Annotated in this window: 20 protein-coding genes; 6 read left to right on the top strand and 14 right to left on the bottom strand. The window is 69.9% G+C overall.

Features of this window, described 5'->3' with window-relative positions:
• Nucleotides 1–62: 62 nt before the first annotated feature.
• Genes C1737_RS07165 through C1737_RS07140 form a run of 6 tightly spaced genes read right to left on the bottom strand, consistent with a single transcriptional unit; the run spans nt 63 to nt 6,919 of the window.
• On the bottom strand, nt 63–1,169 hold the full coding sequence (locus C1737_RS07165; protein WP_102417816.1) for an enolase C-terminal domain-like protein: 1,107 nt from the start codon (nt 1,167–1,169) through the stop codon (nt 63–65).
• On the bottom strand, nt 1,166–2,182 hold the full coding sequence (locus C1737_RS07160; protein ID WP_102417587.1) for an SDR family oxidoreductase: 1,017 nt from the start codon (nt 2,180–2,182) through the stop codon (nt 1,166–1,168). The genes C1737_RS07165 and C1737_RS07160 overlap by 4 nt, the downstream gene beginning before the upstream one ends.
• A gap of 19 nt (nt 2,183–2,201) precedes the next feature.
• On the bottom strand, nt 2,202–3,992 hold the full coding sequence (locus tag C1737_RS07155; RefSeq protein WP_068092843.1) for a glycoside hydrolase family 15 protein: 1,791 nt from the start codon (nt 3,990–3,992) through the stop codon (nt 2,202–2,204).
• Complete coding sequence (locus C1737_RS07150; protein WP_102417586.1) at nt 3,985–5,688, bottom strand: GMC family oxidoreductase; 1,704 nt, start codon at nt 5,686–5,688, stop codon at nt 3,985–3,987. The genes C1737_RS07155 and C1737_RS07150 overlap by 8 nt, the downstream gene beginning before the upstream one ends.
• Complete coding sequence (locus tag C1737_RS07145; RefSeq protein ID WP_102417585.1) at nt 5,688–6,434, bottom strand: gluconate 2-dehydrogenase subunit 3 family protein; 747 nt, start codon at nt 6,432–6,434, stop codon at nt 5,688–5,690. Before C1737_RS07145 ends, C1737_RS07150 begins: the two co-directional genes overlap by 1 nt.
• Before the next feature lie 5 nt (nt 6,435–6,439).
• A complete protein-coding gene (locus C1737_RS07140) occupies nt 6,440–6,919 on the bottom strand; it encodes a hypothetical protein (RefSeq protein ID WP_102417584.1) in 480 nt (159 codons plus the stop codon).
• Nucleotides 6,920–7,336: 417 nt separating this feature from the next.
• On the opposite strand from C1737_RS07140, the gene C1737_RS07135 reads away from it, so the two are divergent.
• Nucleotides 7,337–8,776, top strand: coding sequence for an HNH endonuclease signature motif containing protein (locus tag C1737_RS07135; RefSeq protein ID WP_102417583.1), 1,440 nt, complete (start codon nt 7,337–7,339; stop codon nt 8,774–8,776).
• On the opposite strand, the gene C1737_RS07130 is transcribed toward C1737_RS07135, so the two are convergent.
• The gene (locus tag C1737_RS07130) at nt 8,777–9,463 is read right to left on the bottom strand and encodes an MspA family porin (protein ID WP_102417815.1); all 687 of its coding nucleotides are present in this window, start codon (nt 9,461–9,463) and stop codon (nt 8,777–8,779) included.
• A 210-nt stretch (nt 9,464–9,673) separates the two neighbouring features.
• On the opposite strand from C1737_RS07130, the gene C1737_RS07125 reads away from it, so the two are divergent.
• The 3 genes from C1737_RS07125 to C1737_RS07115 all read left to right on the top strand — a co-directional run bounded on the left by C1737_RS07125 (nt 9,674) and on the right by C1737_RS07115 (nt 13,214).
• Nucleotides 9,674–9,919, top strand: coding sequence for a hypothetical protein (locus tag C1737_RS07125; RefSeq protein ID WP_142393434.1), 246 nt, complete (start codon nt 9,674–9,676; stop codon nt 9,917–9,919).
• 99 nt (nt 9,920–10,018) lie between these two features.
• Nucleotides 10,019–13,006 carry an acyl-CoA synthetase gene (locus tag C1737_RS07120; RefSeq protein WP_233214676.1) on the top strand — a complete coding sequence of 996 codons (2,988 nt, stop codon included), beginning with the start codon at nt 10,019–10,021 and terminating at the stop codon, nt 13,004–13,006.
• A complete protein-coding gene (locus C1737_RS07115; RefSeq protein WP_067927535.1) occupies nt 12,999–13,214 on the top strand; it encodes a Trm112 family protein in 216 nt (71 codons plus the stop codon). Before C1737_RS07120 ends, C1737_RS07115 begins: the two co-directional genes overlap by 8 nt.
• Here C1737_RS07115 and C1737_RS07110 read toward each other — a convergent pair.
• The 4 genes from C1737_RS07110 to C1737_RS07095 are packed head-to-tail and all read right to left on the bottom strand — an operon-like array spanning nt 13,180 to nt 16,657.
• The gene (locus C1737_RS07110) at nt 13,180–13,815 is read right to left on the bottom strand and encodes a TetR/AcrR family transcriptional regulator (protein WP_102417814.1); all 636 of its coding nucleotides are present in this window, start codon (nt 13,813–13,815) and stop codon (nt 13,180–13,182) included. The genes C1737_RS07115 and C1737_RS07110 overlap by 35 nt on opposite strands.
• Before the next feature lie 16 nt (nt 13,816–13,831).
• Nucleotides 13,832–14,650, bottom strand: coding sequence for an ABC transporter permease (locus C1737_RS07105; RefSeq protein WP_102417581.1), 819 nt, complete (start codon nt 14,648–14,650; stop codon nt 13,832–13,834).
• Nucleotides 14,584–15,339, bottom strand: a complete 756-nt coding sequence (locus C1737_RS07100; RefSeq protein ID WP_102417580.1) for an ABC transporter ATP-binding protein — start codon at nt 15,337–15,339, stop codon at nt 14,584–14,586. Before C1737_RS07100 ends, C1737_RS07105 begins: the two co-directional genes overlap by 67 nt.
• A gap of 40 nt (nt 15,340–15,379) precedes the next feature.
• Nucleotides 15,380–16,657 carry an ammonium transporter gene (locus C1737_RS07095; protein WP_068092864.1) on the bottom strand — a complete coding sequence of 426 codons (1,278 nt, stop codon included), beginning with the start codon at nt 16,655–16,657 and terminating at the stop codon, nt 15,380–15,382.
• 71 nt (nt 16,658–16,728) lie between these two features.
• On the opposite strand from C1737_RS07095, the gene C1737_RS07090 reads away from it, so the two are divergent.
• Entirely contained in the window at nt 16,729–17,340 is a 612-nt protein-coding gene (locus C1737_RS07090) for a DNA-3-methyladenine glycosylase (RefSeq protein ID WP_102417579.1), read from the top strand.
• Here the strand turns inward: C1737_RS07090 and C1737_RS07085 are convergent.
• Nucleotides 17,337–18,290, bottom strand: a complete 954-nt coding sequence (locus C1737_RS07085) for a bile acid:sodium symporter family protein (protein WP_231980248.1) — start codon at nt 18,288–18,290, stop codon at nt 17,337–17,339. The genes C1737_RS07090 and C1737_RS07085 overlap by 4 nt on opposite strands.
• A gap of 52 nt (nt 18,291–18,342) precedes the next feature.
• On the opposite strand from C1737_RS07085, the gene tyrS reads away from it, so the two are divergent.
• Complete coding sequence (tyrS, locus tag C1737_RS07080) at nt 18,343–19,614, top strand: tyrosine--tRNA ligase (protein ID WP_067927554.1); 1,272 nt, start codon at nt 18,343–18,345, stop codon at nt 19,612–19,614.
• Between the two features lie 19 nt (nt 19,615–19,633).
• Here the strand turns inward: tyrS and C1737_RS07075 are convergent, their stop codons facing one another.
• A complete protein-coding gene (locus tag C1737_RS07075; protein ID WP_102417578.1) occupies nt 19,634–20,095 on the bottom strand; it encodes a PaaI family thioesterase in 462 nt (153 codons plus the stop codon).
• A gap of 54 nt (nt 20,096–20,149) precedes the next feature.
• Complete coding sequence (locus tag C1737_RS07070; RefSeq protein WP_102417577.1) at nt 20,150–21,100, bottom strand: LLM class flavin-dependent oxidoreductase; 951 nt, start codon at nt 21,098–21,100, stop codon at nt 20,150–20,152.
• Between the last annotated feature and the right edge of the window lie 19 nt (nt 21,101–21,119).

Raw genomic sequence — 21,119 nt, 5'->3', positions numbered from 1 at the left:
CAGATCCGTAACTATGTCCTCCGCATATCAATGCCCACTTTTGCGGGAGTCCATTCATCGGATCAGGATTTCCGGTAGTGCTCGGCGTCGGCGCGTTTGAACTCCAGGCCCAGACCCGGCCGGCGCTGATCCGGCCGCAGCGCGCCGCCGTCGGGGGCCAGCGCGCCGTCGAACAGCAGGTGTTCGATGCGGTGGTGATCGTGGAAGTACTCCAGGTGGCGCAGGTTGGGGATGGCGCTGGCCACGTGGGCGTGCAGGTTGGGGGCGCAGTGCCCGGACACGTCGACGTTGTGGGCGGCGGCCACCGCTGCGGCCCGCAGCCAGTCGGTGATGCCGCCGCAGCGGGTGACGTCGATCTGCAGGCAGTCGACCGCCCCGGCGGCGAGCATCCGGTTGAAGTAGGCCAGGTCGTAACCGTACTCGCCGGCGGTGACGTCCGGGGTCACCTGGTCGCGGACCTCGTTCAGCCCGGCCAGGTCGTCGGACGAGACGGGCTCTTCGAACCAGGTGACGTCGTGGTCGGCCATGGCGTGGGCCACCCGGATCGCCTGCTTGCGGCGGTAGCCGCCGTTGGCGTCGACATACAGTTCGACGTCGGGCCCGACCACCTTGCGGGACAGCGCAATCCGGTCCAGGTCGCGGCGCTCGTCGGAGCCCCACGACTCGCCGATCTTGATCTTGACGCGCGGGATCTTCCACTCGCCCACCCAGCGTTCGAGCTGGGCGGGGGTCTGACGCTCGTCGTAGGGGGTGAACCCGCCGCTGCCGTAGATCGGGACCGCGTCGTGTGCCATGCCGAGTAGCCGGCACACCGGCAGGTCCAGCAGCTTGCCCTTGAGGTCCCACAGGGCGGTGTCGACGGCCGAGACGGCGCACGACACCAGCCCCGGCCGTCCGTTGTTGCGCATCGCCCGGACCATCGCCTGCCACCGACCGGTGATGTCCAGGGCGCCGTGTCCGGTGAGCGTCCCGGCGAGCGGCCCGTTGATCAACTCCGCGCACGCGCCGTCGGCGTAGGTGTAGCCGATCCCGCGCCGCCCGCCGGCGGCGACCTCGGCCAGCACCAGCGTGGTCGACGACCAGGGCAGGGTGCCGTCGGCTTCCGGTGCGTCGGTAGGGATTTCGTAGGACTGGGCGGTGACGTCGTCGATGCGGGCGTCGACGCTCATCGGGCCCACCGGCGCGCGGCGAGCCACCCGCCCAGTCCCGCCGCGCCCAGCGCGCCGGCCCCGCTGATCATCGCGTGCTGCGACGCCCACAGTTGCGGGCTCAGCGTGTGCGATTTGTCGTCGAACCCGCCGTGGGCGCCGTGGTCGCTGCCCGGCTCCTCGTCGAGCGGCTGCCACAGGTTGTGCGGGCGCCCGGCGCGCACGGGCTCCTCGGTCTGCTGCGAGTCGTACCCGGTGCGGCCCAGGTAACGGTCCAGCAGCGGCGCCACGAATTTCTGCGCCAGCAGCGTCACCGCGGTACTGTCACCGACCCAATATTGTTTGCGCCCAGGGTGATCCGCGGCATACAGGACGCCGCGGGCGGCCACCTCGGGCTGGTAGATCGGCGGCACCGGTTGCGGATGGCGGGGCAGCCGGGACAGCACCCAGGAGAACTGCGGGGTGTTGACCGCGGGCATCTGGGCCACCGTGACCCGCACGTTCGAGCGCTCGTGCAGCAGCTCGCAGCGCAGCGATTCGGTGAACCCGTTGATGGCGTGCTTGGCGCCGCAGTACGCCGACTGCAGCGGGATGGATCGCTGGCTGAGCGCGGAACCGACCTGCACGATGGTGCCGCGGTCGCGGGGCCGCATCTTGGCCAGGGCCGCCATCGTGCCGTGCACGTACCCGAGGTAGGACACCTCGGTCACGCGTTTGAACTCCTCGGAGCTGATCTCGTGGAACGGCGCGAACACGGAGGTGAATGCGACGTTGACCCAGACGTCGATGGGTCCGAAGGCCGCCTCGGTCTCGTCGGCGGCGGCGACGACGGCCGCGTGGTCGGCCACGTCGGTGGGGATGGTCAGCGCCTTGCCGCCCCCGGATTCGACGTCGCGGGCGGCGCCGTCCAGCCCGGCGGACCCGCGGGCGAGCAGGGCGACGTTCGCCCCGCGCTGCCCGAACAGTTTGGCGGTGGCCCGGCCGATGCCGGCGCTGGCCCCGGTGATCACGATCGTTTGTGTGGTCGGTGTCATCGCCTGATCTCCCTTCGTGTCAGTCATGGTGGGCGTCGTCGGCGAGGGTGGCCGTGCATTCGAGCATCAGCGCGTGCGCGAAGGCCTGGGGGAGGTTGCCGCGCAGCTGGCGCTGCCTGACGTCGTATTCCTCGCAGAACAATCCGGGGGGCCCGCAGGCGGCGCGGTTGCGTTCGAACCAGCGCATCGCGCAATGGGCATGGCCCATTTGGTGTTCGGCGAGCGCCATCATGAATCCGCAGAGCAGGAAGGCGCCCTCGGCGTCGCCGAGGTCGCGCTCGTCGTGCCGGAAGCGGTAGACGAACCCGTCGTGGCTGAGCTGCCTGCGGACGGCGTCGAGTGTGGCGCGGGTGCGCGGGTCGTCGACGGGCAGGGCCCCGCGCACGGGAGGCAGCAGCAGCGACGCGTCCACTCCGGGCAGCCGCGGGCTGCGTTGCCAGTAGCCGCCCTGCGGGTGCAGGCTGCCGGCGGCGGTGTCGGCCAGGATGGCGTCGGCCAGCGACGCGCTGGCGGCCACCTCGGTGCCGCCGCCCGCCACCTTGGCGATGGCGCGCAGCCCGGCGACACAGGCCAGCCTGGACTGCGTCCAGTGCTCGTTGTCGATCTCCCAGATCCCCGCGTCCGGCTCCCGCCAACGCTTTTCGATCGCGCCGATGGCGGCCTGCGCGGCGCGCCAGCCCTCGACATCGAGCCGGCCGGCGTGGCCCGCGCAGGCCAGCAGCTGCAGCGCCTCGCCGAAGACGTCGAGCTGGAATTGCTGGTTGACCCAGTTGCCCACCTTGTCGGTGCCGCCGGGGTAGCCGGGCAGGTCGAGGGTTTGCTCGCTGGGCACGCTGCCGCCCGTGACGGTGTAGGCCGGCTTGAGGTCGGGTCCGTGTTCCAGCAGCCGGCCGCCGACGAATTCGACCGCGCGGTCCAGCAATTCGGTCGCCCCGACGCTGGCGGCGGCGATGCCGGCGTACACCTGGTCCCGGATCCACGCGTAGCGGTAGTCGTAGTTCTGGTTGGTGTGTGCGCGCTCGGGCAGGCTCATCGTGGCGGCGGCGACCATGCCGCCGCCGCTGCTGGTCAGCCCGCGCAGCACCGCGTAGGAGTGCCGCGCGTCGCGCGGGGCGACGGTGCCGGTCAGCTCGGGCATGCTGCGGTGCCACGCGGCCTCCGTTGCGTCCCAGGCGACGTCGGGGTCGGGCGGCCGGTCGGGGAGCGCGCGTTCGGAGAGCTCCAGGACGAAGTCGTGCTGACCGCCCTCGTCGACGGTCACCTCACAGGCGAGCACGTCCCCGTGGCCGCGCGCCCCGGTGACGGCGCGCGCGTCGCAGCCGCCGAGCCAGCGCCACCGTAACCGCCCCGACTTTCCGCTCCACACCCCGTCGTCGACGCTCAGGTCGCCGGAGCCGTGCCGGCCGAACGCGGCGCTCGGCTGCAGCAACAGCCGCACCCGCGCGGTCCCGCGGCAGCCCATCAGCCGGCGCAGCAGCACCACCCGGTCGGGATCGCCCGGGAAGGCCAGCGCCTCGCGGCATTCCACGATGCCGTCGCGGGTGATCCACCGGTTGCGCCAGATCAGGGTGCCCGGCTCGTAATAGCCGCCCCACACGTGCCGGACGTCGGTCGGGGTGATCGCGTAAACCCCATCGCCGCCAATGAGATTCGAGAACACGGCGTCGGAATCCCACCGCGGGGCGCACATCCACGCGACGTCGCCCTGCGGACCGATCAGGGCGCCCCGTTCGCCGTCGGCGAGCAGCGCGTACTCGCGCAGCACCCGCGGGGAAAAGGTCACCTCGACATCGATCGTGCGGTCAGACACGGACCCCCGCCTTCGCCGGCCGGCTTGCCGGGGCGTCCCTGCCGATCTTGCCGGTCGCCATCCGTTCGGCCAGCCGCGAAGCCAACGCCATGATCGTCAGCGCCGGGTTCGCCGAGCCCTGCGTCGGGCAGACCGAGCCGTCGGTGAGGAACAGGTTCGGCACGCCCCACACCCGGTGGTCGGAATCGACCACCGAGTTGTCCGGGCGGGTGCCCATGCGCGCACCCCCGATCAGGTGGGCGAACCGTTCGATGGTCAGCACGTCCTGGGCGCCCGACGCGTGCAGGATGTCGTCGATCACCTTGGTGGAGTAGGCCATGTTGGCCTTGTCGTTGTCGCACAGCGTGTAGTCGAACCTGGCGACCGGGATGCCGTACGCGTCCGTCTCCTGGGCGAGGGTGACCCGATTGTCCGGCAGCGGCAACAGCTCGTTGAGCACGCCGATGGTCGCCCAGTGGTTGTAGTCGCGCATGTACTCCCGCAACGCCCGCCCCCAATGCCCGTCGGCGAGCACGTGTTCGGCCCAGCCGATCGGCATGGGGGACACGGTCTGGATGGCGAAGCCGCGGGCGAACCCGCGGGACGGGTCCGTCTCGTAGAACTGCTCCGAGGACACCTCCGGGGGTGGCGCCTTGTACATCCGGACCTCTTCCGACCACCGGCCCGCCGACTGCGTGGCGCCCTGCACCATCACGTAGCGACCGACCTGGTCGTCGTTGTTGCCCAACCCGTTCGGGAAGCGCTCGCTGGCCGAGTTCAGCAGCAACCGCGGCGTCTCGATGGAGTACCCGGCGATCGCGACGACCTTGGCCCGCTGCAGCCGTTCGTTCCCGCCCACTTCGTCGTAATAGACCACCCCCCGTGCGGCGCCGCTGTCGTCGAGTTCGACGCGCGCCGCCATGCAATGGGCGCGCACCTCCACGGCGTGGGCCAGCGCGTCGGGCAGGTGCGTGACGTACGGGCTGGCTTTGGCGTTGACCTTGCAGCCCTGCAGGCAGTAACCGCGGTAGATGCAGTGCGGGCGGTTACCGAAGGTCCCGTTGACGATGCCGACGGGCCCCACCCGCATCTCGATGCCTAGCTGCATGGCGCCCCGCCACAGCTTGGCGGCCGCGCCCGAAATCGGGTGCGGGGAAAAGGAATAACGATGCGGGTAGCCCCAGGGCCAGTTCTGCCCGGCGACCGGCAGCTCCAGCTCGATCCGCTCGTAATGCGGGCGGACGTCCTCGTAGCGGATCGGCCAGTCCGCCCCTACACCGTCGAGGGTGTAGGTGTGGAAGTCGCTGGGATGGACCCGCGGCGTGTAGCCGGCGTAGTGGACCATCGAGCCGCCCCCCCCACGCCCGGAGTTGTTCTTGCCCAGCTCGATCGGGTCCTCACCGCCGATGATGCGCTTCTGCGTCCAGTACAGCGCGTGCGAACCCGCCTCATCGGACACCCAGTCCTCGTCGGGGTGCCAGAACGGGCCCGCCTCGAGGATGACGACCCGCCAGCCGGCCCGCGCGAGGCGCTGGGCGAGCACCGATCCGCCGGCGCCGGCGCCGACGACCACCAGGTCGACCTCGTCGTCGTCGCGGTAGCGCTGCATGGTCTTCTCGCCGGGCAGGTCGCGCGAGTGCACGTCGAGCAGGAACCGCGATTCGTTGTCCTTGGGCCCGACGGCTCCCCTGAGCAGTCCGCGGAGTCGGTCACCCATCACAGTTCACCGTGTTGCACCACGCGGACCGGGTCCTCGTCCGTGGCGCCCCTCGTCTCGAATGGTTCGCGGGCCGCGGCATCCCCGGTGGCGCCGCCCAGGCGCATGAACCCGCGCGGGTAGGCCGGGCCCCCGAATCCGATCTCGTTCCATGCCCAGGGGTGAGAGTAGAACCCGGACAACACCATTCGCATGCACACCGACCACGCGCGCTTGACGTTGAGGCGCTCCCAGGTGCCACCGTCCAGGGCGCCGTCGGAGAACCGGTCGATGATCGCCTCGCGGGTGTCGGGCTCCGCGTCGGCGAACGAGGCCTTGCCGTAGCGGCGGGACGCGGTCTCGTCCAGCGCCCGCAGCACCAGCCGCCAGGTGTCGCGGTCGTCGGGCATGTCGGCGTACTGGTAGCCGTCGAGCCGGCCGTCGGCGAGCTTGGAGTCGACCGACTCGGGCACGGGCACCCGCGGCTCGGTGTCCTGGGCGAGCACGGTGTCACAGAACGCGCGCAGGCACGGCTCCTCGTCGGCGGTGAAGAACCGCAGCGGCCCGGGCGGCTCCAGCCGGGCCAGCACCACCTTCTTGGTGGCCTCGTCCCAGGTGTCGGCCGTCTCCAGCACGTCGAAATCCGGGTAGCGCCCGATCATTTGGGGCGTGGTCCCGCGGCGTTGTCTGGGCAGCCAGGACGGGTGCGGGGGTTTGCGATCCGGTCGCAGGTTGGGCAGGTGGTCGGGGCGGGCGGTGTCTGCCATCGCGCTCAGCCCCGGAACCGCTCGCGTCGCAGGATCGAGGCCAGCAGCCCCATCCCGCCGACCATGCACATCAGCCCCGGCGCCGCGATCGGCGGGCCCATGGGCACGTTGTAGGACGCGTTCTTCCATCCACCGGGCTTGCGGGCCCCCCCGCGCGCGTGCAGGTATTCGCCCATGAGGCCGTTGGCCGTGTAGATGCCGGCCGTGATCGGCAGCCAGAGTTTGGCCCAGCGCCGGGAGAACCCCCCGCCGATTCCGGCGACCACCACCGGCGGGGTGACCACGATCGGGCTCCACATCCACTTGTTGCCGAAGCTCGCCTTGTAGTGCTCGAAATAGATCTCGGCCGTGGTCACGAGGGCCGCCATGGCCGTCAGCCCGGACAGCGAGCGTTCGAAGCGGCCGTGCGCGACGTCGTACAACGCCCGCTCGCCCAGCTGAATCGCCTCGTGCTTGCGCCGTCCGCCGTTGCCTAACAACAACATTTGATTGCCTTCCTTTAGCTCGTGGATCGCTGGTCATCCGAGTTACTGGCCGGGGTGGCGCCCGTGGGGCATGACGCGAGCGGGCGGTGGTCCGCACACCGAGAACGACGCCATGCCGTGACGGTCCGGGGCGGTTTGCCCATGCGTCACCTCACTTTTGAACCGAAACACGCTCAGGCAGCCAGCGCGATGAAGACTCGCGATGGCTGCCCAGAGAACTGGTAAGCGCCCAGCTGTGTGTTTCAACCGAGGTGGCCCCGACGGCGCGTCGTGACCGAAGCGCATTCGGTGCGTACCCGGTTTGGTTAGGCGCAAACCGTCCGCGTTGGGCCGGCCTTGCGGCTGCGCAAAGTCCCGACTCGGGGGCCCGGCCGCCGCTCCGGCGACTTGTCACACCCACCCGCTACTATCGAAACTATGTTCGAATATGCCGACGCTTCGCGGTCGACGCCGGAGTCGGCCGCGCTGCTGGCCCGGGTGCGCGACGCGGGCCGCGCGGAGGCGCGGGCCGCCGCGGAACGCCTTGCGGCAGTGGGTGACTTGCTTGTCTTGCGATGCCGGGATTCGGGCGAGCGGCCGGACTGGGCCGCCGATGCGTGGGACGCGGTCGCCGCCCAAGTCGGTGCGGCGCTGGGATGCAGCCTGGCGATGGCGCATAGCTACCTGCACTATGCGATGGCGATGCGCGAGCGGCTACCCGAGGTCGGCAAGGCGTTCCAGGCCGGGGATATCGACTATCGCGCATTTCAGACGATCGTCTACCGCACCGACCTGGTCACCGACCCCGACGTCATGGCGCGCGTGGACGCGCGACTGGCGGCGTTGGTGTCGCGGCGCCCGTCGTTGACCCGACGCGGGCTGAGCGCGGCCGTGGATCGAGTGGTGGTGCTGGTGGACGCCGACGCGGTGCGCCGGGCCAAGGAGGCGGTCGCCGATCGGTTTGTGGATGTGCAAGACAACGAGTCGGGGACGGCGTGGGTGACCGGCAGCCTGTTCGGCGCCGACGGACATGCGCTGGATCGACGCCTCGGGGAAATGGCGCGCAGCGTGTGTGGCGCCGACCCACGCACCCCTCGACAGCGGCGGGCCGATGCGCTGGGCGCGCTGGCCGCCGGTGCGGACCGGTTGGGCTGTCAGTGTGGGACGCCGGAGTGTGCCGGTAGTGGGCGAAATCCGAGCGCGGTGGTGATCCATGTGGTGGCCGAGGCGGCCACGGTCGCCGGACGCGGCGCGGCGCCGGGGGTGTTGCCCGGCGTCGAGGGCCTAGTGCCGGCCGAGGTGGTCGCCGAGCTTGCCGGCTCGGCGAGGCTGGTGCCGGTGAGCGTCCCGACGCAGGCCGAACCGCGCTATACCCCCTCGACCCGGCTGGCGGACTTCGTCCGCTGCCGGGACCTGACGTGCCGGGCGCCGGGGTGCGACCGGCCGGCCGTCGACTGCGACATCGACCATACGATCCCGTACAACGACGGCGGGCCCACTCACGCGTCGAACCTGAAAGCCCTTTGCCGCCAACATCATTTGCTCAAAACGTTTTGGGGCTGGCGCGACGAGCAGTTGCCCGACGGCACCCTCATCTGGCGGCTGCCCGACGGACACACCTACGTCACCGCCCCGGGCAGCGCGCTGCTGTTTCCCAGCCTGTGCGCGCCCACCGGCGACCTGCCGGCCCCCGCCGCCGGCGCCGAGCGCTGCGGCGAGCGCACCGCGATGATGCCGCTGCGTAACAGGACTCGTGCGCAGAACCGGGCCCAGCGCGTCGCCACCGAACGCCACCACAACCGCCGAACCCGCCTGGCGAATCAAACCGCCCAGACCGGCCCGGCGCCACCCGCCGACGACGAACCCCCGCCCTTCTGATCACACGGTTTTGGTGACGCCGACGTAGGACAGCACCACGTCGGATTCGTCGGTCACTTGGGTCAGCGTTGCGTAGGACCGGATGAACGACTGACCCACGCACCCATCGATCTTGACGTGGAATCCGGTGACGATGACCCGCGGATTCGGGCCAGTGAACTCCTTCTTGGCCACCGGTACTTCGACTACGACACCGGGCTTGAGGCCCACGGTGATCAAGCCGTTCATCGGGGTGGTGACCAACGGCACCGGCGTCGGCGCACCGGTAAACACGCCCGCCAAGCCCAAGCCGGGGGTCACGCCGGCGTTGCCCCCGAGGGTGACGCCGTTGGATGTGCTCATGTCGATTCCGCAGCCGATCTCGTAACCCACCTCGAGGACGCCGCGAGGCTGTTCGAGCCCTTCCAGCGAACCGAAGAACGTTCCGCGGGCGAGATATTCGCGAGACGAGAGCGCCGTCGTCAGCGGCGCTATGGGAACTTGCGACTCGTCCTTGGCGCCCAGGGTCAAATCCCAGCCCTCGGGCGTCGTGTAGGTCACCGGATCGGACGACGGCACCCGCCCCTCGTCGGAGGGTCCCGCGGTGGCCGCGGCGTTCTCGGCGTCCAGATCGGCGGCCGCCGGGGGCGCCGAGATCACCGACAAGGCGACGCACAACGCGACGATCGCACCGCGACGGACGACCACGGATACCGGCCACACGTGCGACACCGTACGTACCGCCCGATCGCCGACGCGAAATTTGCTGCACGACTCGTCAAAGTCGTTGTGCGTTCGTAACCGTTATGGGATGCGGGGCTGGTCTGTGGGGCCGGAAATCAGGTACTCAATTCGTTTGCCGGAGCGGTAGAATCGTTGCCCTGGCCAACCCTTCCGGGAGCGACAGTGGGGAAGACGATGAGTAGCCGGGCGCGCGTTCGCGGACTGCTCGCCGCAGCGGCGGCCGGCATGGCGCTCACGGGCGGCGCCGGCATAGCGCATGCGGATTCCGACCCTGCGCTGCCACCGGGGCCGGGCATCATCAATCAACTCATCACGTCGACTCCGGCCCTGGCTCCCGATCCGGCCGACGAAGACGGTCCGTCGATGGGCTCGAACGCCGTCGGCATGTATTGCGAAAACCGATTCGCCCGGTGTCACTAGCCGCACGGTTGACCACCCGCGAGCAAATCACCTGGCCAGGCCCACCGACCCCGCTGGTGTGCCATGATGTCGGAGCTGTCAAGACATAGGGGAGCGGCCGTGGATCTCAACTTGTCGATCGTCACGCGACCGGTGGAGCGCCTGATAGCTACGGCGCAGAACGGGCTGGAAGTCGTCCGGCTGGGGGGCTTGGAGACGGGTAGCGTCCCGTCGCCATCGCAGATCGTCGAGAGCGTGACGATGTACAAGCTGCGGCGTTATTTCCCGCCCGACAACCGGCCGGACAAGCCGCCGGTGGGCCCGCCGGTGCTGATGGTGCACCCGATGATGATGTCGGCGGACATGTGGGACGTCACCCGCGAGGACGGCGCCGTCGGCATCCTGCACGCCAACGGGCTGGACCCCTGGGTCATCGACTTCGGCGAACCGGACAAGGTGGAAGGCGGCATGCGCCGCACCCTGGCCGATCACATCGTCGCGCTCAGCCAGGCCATCGACACCGTCAAGGGCGTCACCGGCCGCGACATCCATCTGGTCGGTTACTCGCAGGGCGGCATGTGGTGCTACCAGGTCGCCGCCTACCGGCGGTCGAAGAGCCTGGCCAGCATCGTCACCTTCGGCTCGCCGGTGGACACCCTGGCCGCCTTGCCGATGGGCATCCCGCCCAACTTCGCCGCGCCGGCCGCCAACTTCATGGCCGACCACGTCTTCAGCCGGCTGGCCATCCCGAGCTGGATGGCGCGCACCGGCTTTCAAATGCTCGATCCGCTCAAGACCGCCAAGGCGCGCGTCGACTTCGTCCGCCAGCTGCACGACCGCGAGGCGCTGCTGCCGCGCGAACAGCAGCGCAGGTTCCTTGAACGCGAGGGCTGGATCGCCTGGTCGGGCCCGGCGATCTCCGAACTGCTCAAGCAGTTCATCGCCCACAACCGCATGATGACGGGCGGCTTCGCCGTCAACGGGCAGATGGTCACGCTCACCGATATCACCTGCCCGGTGCTGGCCTTCGTCGGCGAGGTGGACGACATCGGGCAGCCGGCGTCGGTGCGCGGCATCAGACGCGCGGCGCCGGATGCCGAGGTCTACGAAAAGCGCATCCGCACAGGCCATTTCGGTTTGGTCGTCGGATCCAAGGCCGCGCAGCAGAGCTGGCCGACCGTCGCCGAATGGGTGAAGTGGCTGTCCACCGGCGGCGACAAACCGGACGGCATCGACCTGATGGCCGACCAGCCCGAGAAGCACACTGACAGCGGTGTCGCGTTGAGTTCCCGTCTGGCACACGGCATCGGCGAGGTTTCCGAGGCGGCGCTGGGCGTGGTGCGCGGTGCCGCCAACACGGTGGTCGCGGCCAACAAGTCGATGCGCACCCTGGCCGTCGAAACGGCCCGCACGCTGCCGCGCCTGGTCCGGCTGGGGCAGATCAACGACCACACGCGCATCTCGTTGGGCCGCATCATCGACGAGCAGGCGCACGACGCCCCGCAGGGCGAATTCCTGCTCTTCGACGGGCGCGTGCACACCTACGAGGCCGTCAACCGGCGCATCAACAACGTCGTCCGCGGCCTGATCGAGGTCGGGGTGCGCCAGGGCGACAGGGTCGGTGTCCTGATGGAGACGCGGCCCAGCGCGCTGGTCGCGATCGCCGCGCTGTCCCGGCTCGGTGCCGTCGCCGTGGTGATGCGACCGGACACCGACCTGGCCGCGTCGGTCCGGCTCGGGGGAGTGACCGAACTGCTGACCGACCCCACCAACCTGGAGGCGGTGCTGGCGTCGGACCGCCAGGGGTTGCGGCAGGTGCTGGTGCTGGGCGGCGGCGAGGCGCGGGATCTGCACCTGCCCGACGACAGCGACGTCATCGACATGGAACAGATCGACCCGGACGCCGTCGAGCTGCCCGGCTGGTACCGGCCCAACCCGGGACTGGCCCGCGACCTGGCGTTCATCGCGTTCAGCGCGGCCGGCGGCGAACTGGTGGCCAAGCAGATCACCAACTACCGCTGGGCGGTGTCGGCCTTCGGCACCGCCTCGACGGCCGCCCTGGACCGCCGGGACACCGTCTACTGCCTCACCCCGCTGCACCACGAGTCGGCGCTGCTGGTGAGCCTGGGCGGCGCGGTCGTCGGCGGCACCCGCATCGCGCTGTCCCGCGGCCTGGACCGCGACCGGTTCGTCCAAGAGGTGCGCCAGTACGGCGTCACGGTGGTGTCCTACACCTGGGCCATGCTCCGCGAGATCGTCGACGATCCCGCCTTCGTGCTGCACGGCAACCACCCGGTGCGGCTGTTCATCGGTTCGGGCATGCCGACCGGGCTGTGGGGCCGCGTCGTCGACGCCTTCGCGCCCGCCCACGTCGTCGAGTTCTTCGCCACCACCGACGGACAGGCGGTGCTGGCCAACGTGTCCGGCGCCAAGGTCGGCAGCAAGGGCCGCCCGCTGCCGGGCGCCGGGCGCATCGAGCTGGCCGCCTACGACGTCGAACACGACCTGATCCTGGAGAACGACCGCGGCTTCGTCCAGATCGCCGAGCCGAAACAAGTCGGGGTGCTGCTCGCCGCGTCCAACGGTCCGATCGACCCGACCGCGTCGGTCAAACGGGGCGTCTTCGCCGCCGGCGACACCTGGATCTCGACCGAGTACCTGTTCTACCGCGACGACGACGGCGACTATTGGCTGGCGGGCCGGCGCGGCTCGGTGGTCCACACCGCGCGCGGTCTCGTCTTCGACGAGCCGGTGAACAACGTGCTCGGCTGCGTCACCGGTGTCGATCTCGCGGTGACCTACAACGTGCCCGTGGGCGACCGCCAGGTCGCGGTCTCGGCGGTCACGCTGCTGCCGGGGGCCAGCATCACCGCGGCCGACCTGACCGACGCCGTGGCGAAGATCCCCATCGGCGTCGGCCCCGACATCGTCCAGGTGTGTCCGGAGATGACGTTGAGCGCGACCTATCGTCCGACCGTCAGCGCCCTGCGCGCGGCCGGAATTCCCAAGCCGGGCCGCCAGGTCTGGTACTTCGACGCCGAGGGCAACTTCTTCCGGAAGCTGACCCCGAGCGTGCGGTCCGAGCTGAGCGGGCGCGACCATGATTGACGATTCGCTGCTGGAAATCCTGGTGTGCCCGGCCGACCGTGGCCCGCTGCTGCTCGTGGATGACGAGTTCCTGTACAACCCGCGGCTGCGGCGCGCCTACCGGATCGAGGACGGCATCCCGGTGCTGCTGGTCGACGAGGCCCGCGACGTCGACGACGACGAGCACGCCCGGCTCATGGCACGAGCCCGTCCGGCAGATCCCCGGTGAGATAGCGCTGCAGGTTGGGCGCGATGGTCTGCGCGACCTGCTGGGCCGGCAGCGACGCGAACGGCTCCAGCTGCAGGATGTAGCGGGCCATCACGACGCCGACCAGCTGGGACGCGACGAACTGGACGCGGATGACCCCGCTGCCGGGCGGATTGTCAACGCGCGGGCCGACTTCCACCGCGATCACGTCCTCGATGAACGTGCGGAACAGGTTGACCTCCGAGCCGGCCAGGATGGACCGCAGCGTGGCGATGAACCCCGTGCCCAGGTCGGAATCCCACAGCGGCAACAACATCGACGGCAGCCGGTAACCGACTTCCTCGATCGGCACGTCGCGCAGCGGGCCGATGATGTCCATCGGGTCGATCGGGATGTGCACGGCCGCGGCGAACAGCTTCTCCTTGGTGCCGAAGTAGTGATGCACCAGCGCCGAGTCGACGCCCGCGGCCGCCGCCACCGCGCGGATCGAGGTATTGCCGATTCCATTGGTGGCGAACAATTCTCGGGCGCTGGCCAGGATGCGGTTGCGGGTGTCGGGGCTGCCGGCCGGCCGCCCGGGCCGCCTGCGGCCCTCATTGGCGGGCTTCGCCGCGCTTGCGATCGCCACTAGATCGCCACTACGCGGTCCGTCGCCGCAGCGTCGCGGCCGCCAGGCACAGCGACGCGAGCGCGAAACCCAGCACGACGACGATGTCGCGCACCGCGACGTAGGTCAGCTGCGGGTGCACCCCCACCTGTTGGAGTGCCTCCAGCGCGTAGCTGGCCGGCATCACGTCGCTGACCCACTGCAGCCAGTGCGCCATCAACGCCCGCGGCACGATGATGCCGGCCAGCAACAACTGCGGCACCATCACCAGCGGGATGAACTGCACCGCCTGAAACTCGGTGCGCGCGAAGGCGCTACACAGCAGGCCGAGGCCCACGCCGAGGACGGCGTTGACGATCGCGATCACGAACACCCACGCGGGGCTGCCGGCGGTGTCGAAGCCGAGCAGCCAGAACGACACGATGCACGCCAGGACGGCCTGCGCTGCGGCGGCCGTCGAGAAGGCGGTGCCGTAGGCCATCAGCAGGTCGAACCGGCGCAGGGGAGTGGTCAGGATGCGCTCCAGCGTGCCGGAGGCCCGTTCGCGCTGCATGGTGATCGCCGTGATGATGAACATCACGAACAGCGGGAACAGGCCCAGCAGGATCAGGCAGGCGTTGTTGAAGGGCGTCGGCGTGCCCGGCCGGTGCGGCTCGTTCTGCAGCATGTAGTACATCAGCGTGATCACCAGGACCGGCACGAACAGGATCATCGCGACGCTGCGGTGGTCGGCCGCCAGCTGGCGCAGGATCCTTGTCGTGGTGGCGGTATATCCCTTGAGCCCTAACCGGCCTGGCGCATGATGTTGCGCTTGATGATGGACAGAAACGCGTCCTCCAGTGACGTGCATCCGGTGTCCTCTCGTAGTCGGTCCGGTGTGGTGTGCGCGAGCAGGTGACCGTCCCGCATCAGCAGCAGGTCACCGCAGTGGTCGGCCTCGTCCATGACGTGGCTGGACACCAGCAGCGTGGTTCCGCCGCGGGCGAGGTCGGCGAACTGCTCCCAGAGATCCGCGCGCAGCACGGGGTCCAGGCCCACCGTCGGCTCGTCGAGCACGAGCAGCGCGGGCCGGCAGACCAGCGCGCACGCCAGCGAAACCCGGGTGCGCTGACCGCCGGAAAGGTTGGCGCAGAAGGCGGTTCGGTGATCGGCCAGCCCCACCCGCTCGATCGCCGCGTCGGCGGCCTGGCGGTCGAAACCGTACAGCGAGGCGAAATACCGGACGTTGTCGACCACGCGCAGGTCGTTGTAGATGGTCGGATCCTGCGGCAGGTACCCGACCCGGCGGTGCAGCGACGCCGACCCGGCCGGGTGGCCGAGCACGGTGACGGTTCCCGAGGTGACGATCTGGGTGCCGACGATGGACCGCATCAGGGTGGTCTTGCCGCAGCCGGACGGGCCGAGCAGGCCGGTGACGCTGCCGCGCGCGATCTGCACCGAGAAGTCGTGCAGGGCGGGGCGCTTACCGCGGATCACCCGCAGGTGATCGATGCGGACGGCCGGTTCGCTGATTAATTCATCACGTGATGAAGTCATCATGTGATGAATATTCGTCCTCTACCGAGGGCCTGTCAAGGGGTTACGGGGAGCGACCTTCGGAACCGGGGCGCCGCAGCGGCAGGTGGCCGTGCACGCCCTCGGCGTAGGCGGTCTCGGCGTGCTGCGTGAGGTCCACGCCGGTGGTCTCGTCCTCCGGACTGAGCCGGAATCCCATCACCCGGTCGATCACCTTCGCGAGCACGAACGACACCGTGAACGCATAGAGCGCGACCACGACGATCGCGAGCGCCTGCTTGCCCAGCTGGGAAAAGCCGCCCCCGTAGAACAGGCCCCGCGGGCCCGACGTCATGACCGCCGTAGCGAGTAGCCCGATCAACGACACCCCGACGACGCCGCCGACGAAGTGCACGCCGACCACGTCGAGCGAATCGTCATAGTTGAGGCGGAATTTCGCGCTGACCGCGAACGAGCACACGACGCCCGCCGCCAGCCCGACCACCGCCGCACCCAGCGTGTTGACGGTCCCGCACGACGGCGTGATCGCGACCAGCCCGGCCACCACGCCGGAGGCCGCACCGAACGTCGTGGGCCGGCCGTCGCGGATCTGTTCCACCGACAGCCAGCCCAGCATGCCCAGGCAGCCGGCGACGAGCGTGTTCAGGAAGATGGCCGCGGCGGTGCCGTTGGCCGCCAGGGCCGAGCCGGCGTTGAACCCGAACCAGCCGAACCACAGCAGCCCGACGCCGAGCAACACCAGCGGCAGGTTGTGCGGCCGCATGGCGTCCTTCTTGAAGCCGATGCGGGGCCCGAGCACCAGCGCCAGGGCCAGGGCCGAGGAACCGGACACGATCTCAACGACCAGGCCGCCCGCGTAGTCGAGCACGCCCAGCTTGGCCAGCCAGCCGCCGGGCCCCCACACCCAGTGCGCGACAACCGAATACACGACCACCGTCCACACCGGGACGAACACCATCCACGCGGCGAACTTCGCGCGGTCGGCGATCGCCCCGCTGACCAGGGCGGCCGTGATGATCGCGAACGTGACCTGGAACGTGGCGTACAGCAGCTCGGGAACCGCCCCGTGCGCGGTGTCCGGGGTGATGCCCAGCATCCCGATGTGCCTGAGGTTGCCGAGGAATCCGCTCGCCCCGTCCTCGGAGAACGCGATGGTGTAGCCGACCAGCAGCCACGCCACCGTGACCAGCGGGATGGAGATGAAGCTCATCATGATCATGTTGAGCACCCCGGTGGTGCGGACCATGCCGCCGTAGAAGACGGCCAGGCCGGGAGTCATCAGCAGCACCAGCGCGGTGCTGGCCAGCAGCCAGGCGGTGGCGGCGGGGTCGATCGGATGCATGACGTGTGCTCCTTCGCAGGTCCCAGGACACCGGGATACTGCCATGGCGGCGCGGTCGGTAGGTTCGGTGGGTGGCCGCACGTCAGCTGCTCGTCGACCCCGTCGCTGCTGCCCAACGGCTACTCGGCGCCACCCTCACCGGGCGGGGCGTCAGCGCCGTCATCGTCGAAGTGGAGGCCTACGGCGGCGTTCCCGACGGTCCCTGGCCGGACGCCGCGGCGCACTCCTATCGCGGCATCAGCGGACGCAACGCGGTGATGTTCGGTCCGCCCGGGCGGCTCTACACCTACCGCAGCCACGGGATCCACGTGTGCGCCAACGTCTCCTGCGGGCCGGACGGCACGGCCGCGGCGGTGTTGCTGCGCGCCGCGGCCCTCGAGGAGGGCACCGAGACCGCGCGCGCCCGGCGCGGCGAGCTGGTGCGCGGGGCCGCGCTCGCGCGGGGGCCGGGGAACCTGTGTTCGGCCCTGGGAATCACCATGGACGACAACGGCATCGACCTGTTCAGCCCGGCCAGCCCGGTGACCCTCGAACTCAACGAGCCGCTGACCGCCGCGTCGGGTCCGCGCGTCGGGGTCAGCCAAGCCGCCGACCGGCCGTGGCGATTCTGGCTCGCGGGCCGGCCGGAAGTCTCGGCGTACCGGCGCAGCCCGCGGGCACCCGCCCCCGGGACCAGCGACTAGACCGCGACGCGGACAGCCGTGCGGAAGGCGGGGTCCGCCCGCCGCGCGAGGAACACGAACGTCACGGCCAGCAGGGGCGCGACGGCGCTGTACAACGCGGCCGGCATGGCCATTTCGGTGCTGTTCAGCAACTGTGGGCTCAACGCGATGCCCATCGCCACGACGGCGTTGTGCATCCCGACCTCCAGGCTGACCGCCACGGCCTGGCGGGGAGCCAGCCGCATGAAGCGCGGCGCCAGGTAGCCGACCGTCAGGCTCACGGCGCAGAAGGTCACGACGGCCCCGCTCAGCGCGCCGAAGTGATGCCACAACGTCGTCCGCCCCCCGGCGACCGCGCCGAGCACGGCGACGACCAGCAACGCCAGCGCGATGATGCGGACCGGCCGCTGCAGCCGTTGGGCGAGTTCGGGGAAGCGGTGACGGAAGGCGACCCCGATCGCGATCGGGACGAGCACCAGGCCGAACACCGTGAAGAACTTGTCCACCTGGAGCGGGAGGAACCGGCCTTCGCCGAGGAACCAGGTCATCGACACCGCCAGAATCGCGGGCAGCGCGACGATCGACAGCACGGCGTTGATCGCGGTCAGCGTGAGGTTGAGCGCCAGGTCGCCGTTGAACAGGTGGCTCAGGATGCTCGACATCGTCCCGCCGGGGGTGGCGGCCATCAGCATGAGACCCACGGCCAGATGGGGCTCGAGGTGGAAGGCCTCGGCGATCGCCAGGCACAGGGCCGGCAGCAGCAGCGACTGGCAGATGAGCGCCACCGCGAGCGGTTTGCGCATCGTGGCGGCCCGTTTGAAGTCGGCGACCGTGAGCGTCAGCCCGAGGGCCAGCATCACCACCACGACGACCAGCGGCCAGTATCGGTTGTCCATCACGCTCCACGTCGTCGGTGCGCTCAGCGGGCAGGCGGTGACGCGGCGGTGCGCCGCTCGGTTAGCTTGCCTCATCCCGGTGCGCGTGGGCGAATCGTGGCCGCGGGACCGACTAAAGTCGGCGGCGATGTCTTCCGGGATCCTTGACGAGCTGGGCTGGCGCGGGCTGATCGCGCAGTCCACCGACCTCGACGCGCTGGCGGCCGAGGCGCAGCGCGGGCCGATGACGGTGTACGCCGGCTTCGACCCCACGGCGGCCAGCCTGCATGCGGGGCACCTGGTGCCGTTGCTGGCGCTGCGCCGGTTTCAGCGCGCCGGCCACCGCCCGATCGTGCTGGCCGGCGGGGCCACCGGCATGATCGGTGACCCGCGCGACGTCGGGGAGCGCACCCTCAACGAGGCGGACACCGTCGCCGAATGGACCGAGCGCATCCGGGGCCAGCTGGAGCGTTTCGTCGACTTCGACACGTCGCCGACGGGGGCCGTCGTCGTCAACAACCTGGACTGGACGGCCCCGTTGTCGGCCATCGAGTTCCTGCGCGACCTGGGCAAGCACTTCTCGGTCAACGTCATGCTGGACCGCGACACGATCCGGCGGCGGCTGGAGGGCGAGGGCATCTCCTACACGGAGTTCAGCTACATGCTGCTGCAGGCCAACGACTACGTCGAACTGCATCGCCGCTACGACTGCGCGCTGCAGATCGGCGGCTCCGACCAGTGGGGCAACATCATCGCCGGGGTCCGGCTGGTGCGCCAGAAGCTGGGCGCGACGGTGCACGCGCTCACCGTGCCGCTGGTGACGGCGGCCGACGGCACCAAGTTCGGCAAGTCGACCGGCGGCGGCAGCCTGTGGCTCGACCCGGCGATGACCACCCCGTACGCCTGGTACCAGTACTTCTTCAACACCGCCGACGCCGACGTGATCCGCTACCTGCGGTGGTTCACCTTCCTGTCGGCCGAGGAGTTGGCCGAGCTGGAACAGGCGACGGCCGAGCGCCCGCAGCAGCGGGCCGCACAGCGACGGCTGGCCCGCGAACTGACCGTCCTGGTGCACGGCGAGGCGGCCACCGAGGCGGTCGAGCACGCCAGCCGGGCGCTGTTCGGGCAGGGTGAACTGGACCGGCTGGACGAGGCGACGCTGGCGGCGGCGCTGCGCGAGGCGTCGGTCGCCGAGCTCAAACCCGGCGGCCCGGACGGGATCGTCGACCTGTTGGTGGCCAGCGGCCTGTCCGAGAGCCGCAAAGCCGCGCGCCGCACCCTGGGCGAGGGCGGCGTATCGGTCAACAACGTCCGCATCGACAGCGAGGAATGGGCTCCGCAGCCCTCGGATTTCCTGTACGGCCGGTGGCTGGTGTTGCGCCGCGGAAAGCGCACCGTCGCGGGGATCGAAAAGGCCTGACGCCGCAACGGCGACCGTGTCATGCCGTCGGCGTGATGGGTTGGCCAGGGTGGTCACGGTGACTTCCGCGACACGCCTCTTGATTGCCCAACACGGCCTGGGTCTGGGTGACTTGAGCGACTCGTTTGCCGCGATCGTCGCTCAAGTCGGTCTGGACGACGATGGTGCTGCGGCCGACGTGCAGCGGGTTGCATGTCGCGTGCACGATGCCGCCGCGTACCGCGCGGAAGAAGTTGGTCTTGGATTCGATGGTGGAGGTGCCCGCGCCTCGCGGCAGGTTGGCGACCGCGCACAAGGCGCCCACTGTGTCGGCGAAGGCCATGAGCGCCCCGCCGTGCAGAATGCCACCCGCGGTACACAAATGCTCGGCCCAGGCCATCGTGGCGGTGACTTCCTCGGCGGTCACCTTGCCAATGCCGATCTGAAGGGTGTCAGCGAACGGGAGCTGCGGTATGTCGGCAGTTCGATCCGAAGTGTTCATCCAGTCAGCTTTCACCCGGGCGTGAATGGTGGTCCAGGCGTGCCGGTGTCGCGGTCATCGGAGCGCCTCCTTCACGAACCGCAGCTGCTGCAGCTGCTCGACGAACCCGTCAGGACCGGGGACACCCGGGCGGCAGACGATGTGCCGAGCCCCGGCGTCGATGAAGCTCGCCAGCCGAGCGATGACGGCGTCGGGTGTACCCGCGGCGAAGGTCTGGATCTGCTCGACGATGTCGATGCCGAATCCATATGTGCTGGTGGCGAAGTCGTCCAGAGCGGCCCGACCACCATCGGCATCCTCCGTCACCAGGACGGTGACAAACAGCGCGGGCGTGACGGCGTCGGCCCCGCGGCCGGTGTCTTCGGCGGCGGCGCGCACCTCGCCCAGACCCGACCGATAACTCTCGGACACCGGCGGATAGGGGAGCCACCCGTCGTACATCCTGCCGGCACGGGCCCGGGCGCCCGATGTGTCGCCGGCCAGCCACACGGGCGGGCCGGACCCATCGAACGGCGTGATGCCGGCCGGGATTTCTTCGAGGTGCAGCACGGCACCGTGAAACGAGCTGGGCTCCTTGGTGTTCCAGAGCTGACGCCACAGCGCGACCGTGTCATCGAGGCGTGCGAACCGTCGACTCCACGGCACCTCCGAGGCGGCGTATTCGACCTCTGACAACCCCGGAAAGCCAGCGCCGACCGCCACGGTCAACCGTCCGCCCGACAACCGGTCGATAGAGGCGAGCACCTGCGCGGTCTGCACGGGCCGCCGGAGCGCTGGCTGCAAGGCCGCGGTGCCCAGGGTTATGCGATCGGTGACCGCGGCCGTGGCCGACAGAAACGTCAGCGCTTCGATGCGGGGCCGCACCAACGAGTCGTTTGCCCACACCGAGTCGAACCCCAGATCCTCGATTGCGCGGGCGAAGTCGAGGAGTCGGCGCAGGTCGGCGCCTGCCCAGGGCTCGGCGGCCAGGGGTGGCATGACACCGAACTGGAGTGGCTGACTCATACCGCGATCGTGTCGCCCG

The sequence above is a fragment of the Mycobacterium sp. 4858 genome, assembly GCF_900240975.1.
GTDB lineage: Bacteria > Actinomycetota > Actinomycetes > Mycobacteriales > Mycobacteriaceae > Mycobacterium.
This window is presented reverse-complemented; position numbering and strand designations above follow the sequence as displayed.

Excerpts from the sequence above, each read along its gene's own strand:
- C1737_RS07160 (WP_102417587.1), bottom strand. The coding sequence starts at position 2,182 with ATGACACCGACCACACAAACGATCGTGATCACCGGGGCCAGCGCCGGC.
- C1737_RS07145 (WP_102417585.1), bottom strand. The coding sequence starts at position 6,434 with ATGGCAGACACCGCCCGCCCCGACCACCTGCCCAACCTGCGACCGGAT.
- C1737_RS07125 (WP_142393434.1), top strand. The coding sequence starts at position 9,674 with ATGAGTAGCCGGGCGCGCGTTCGCGGACTGCTCGCCGCAGCGGCGGCC.
- C1737_RS07165 (WP_102417816.1), bottom strand. The coding sequence starts at position 1,169 with ATGAGCGTCGACGCCCGCATCGACGACGTCACCGCCCAGTCCTACGAA.
- C1737_RS07150 (WP_102417586.1), bottom strand. The coding sequence starts at position 5,688 with ATGGGTGACCGACTCCGCGGACTGCTCAGGGGAGCCGTCGGGCCCAAG.
- C1737_RS07095 (WP_068092864.1), bottom strand. The coding sequence starts at position 16,657 with ATGCATCCGATCGACCCCGCCGCCACCGCCTGGCTGCTGGCCAGCACC.
- C1737_RS07070 (WP_102417577.1), bottom strand. The coding sequence starts at position 21,100 with ATGAGTCAGCCACTCCAGTTCGGTGTCATGCCACCCCTGGCCGCCGAG.
- C1737_RS07085 (WP_231980248.1), bottom strand. The coding sequence starts at position 18,290 with ATGAGGCAAGCTAACCGAGCGGCGCACCGCCGCGTCACCGCCTGCCCG.
- tyrS (WP_067927554.1), top strand. The coding sequence starts at position 18,343 with ATGTCTTCCGGGATCCTTGACGAGCTGGGCTGGCGCGGGCTGATCGCG.
- C1737_RS07115 (WP_067927535.1), top strand. The coding sequence starts at position 12,999 with ATGATTGACGATTCGCTGCTGGAAATCCTGGTGTGCCCGGCCGACCGT.
- C1737_RS07135 (WP_102417583.1), top strand. The coding sequence starts at position 7,337 with ATGTTCGAATATGCCGACGCTTCGCGGTCGACGCCGGAGTCGGCCGCG.
- C1737_RS07105 (WP_102417581.1), bottom strand. The coding sequence starts at position 14,650 with ATGCACGTCACTGGAGGACGCGTTTCTGTCCATCATCAAGCGCAACAT.
- C1737_RS07100 (WP_102417580.1), bottom strand. The coding sequence starts at position 15,339 with ATGATGACTTCATCACGTGATGAATTAATCAGCGAACCGGCCGTCCGC.
- C1737_RS07140 (WP_102417584.1), bottom strand. The coding sequence starts at position 6,919 with ATGTTGTTGTTAGGCAACGGCGGACGGCGCAAGCACGAGGCGATTCAG.
- C1737_RS07075 (WP_102417578.1), bottom strand. The coding sequence starts at position 20,095 with ATGAACACTTCGGATCGAACTGCCGACATACCGCAGCTCCCGTTCGCT.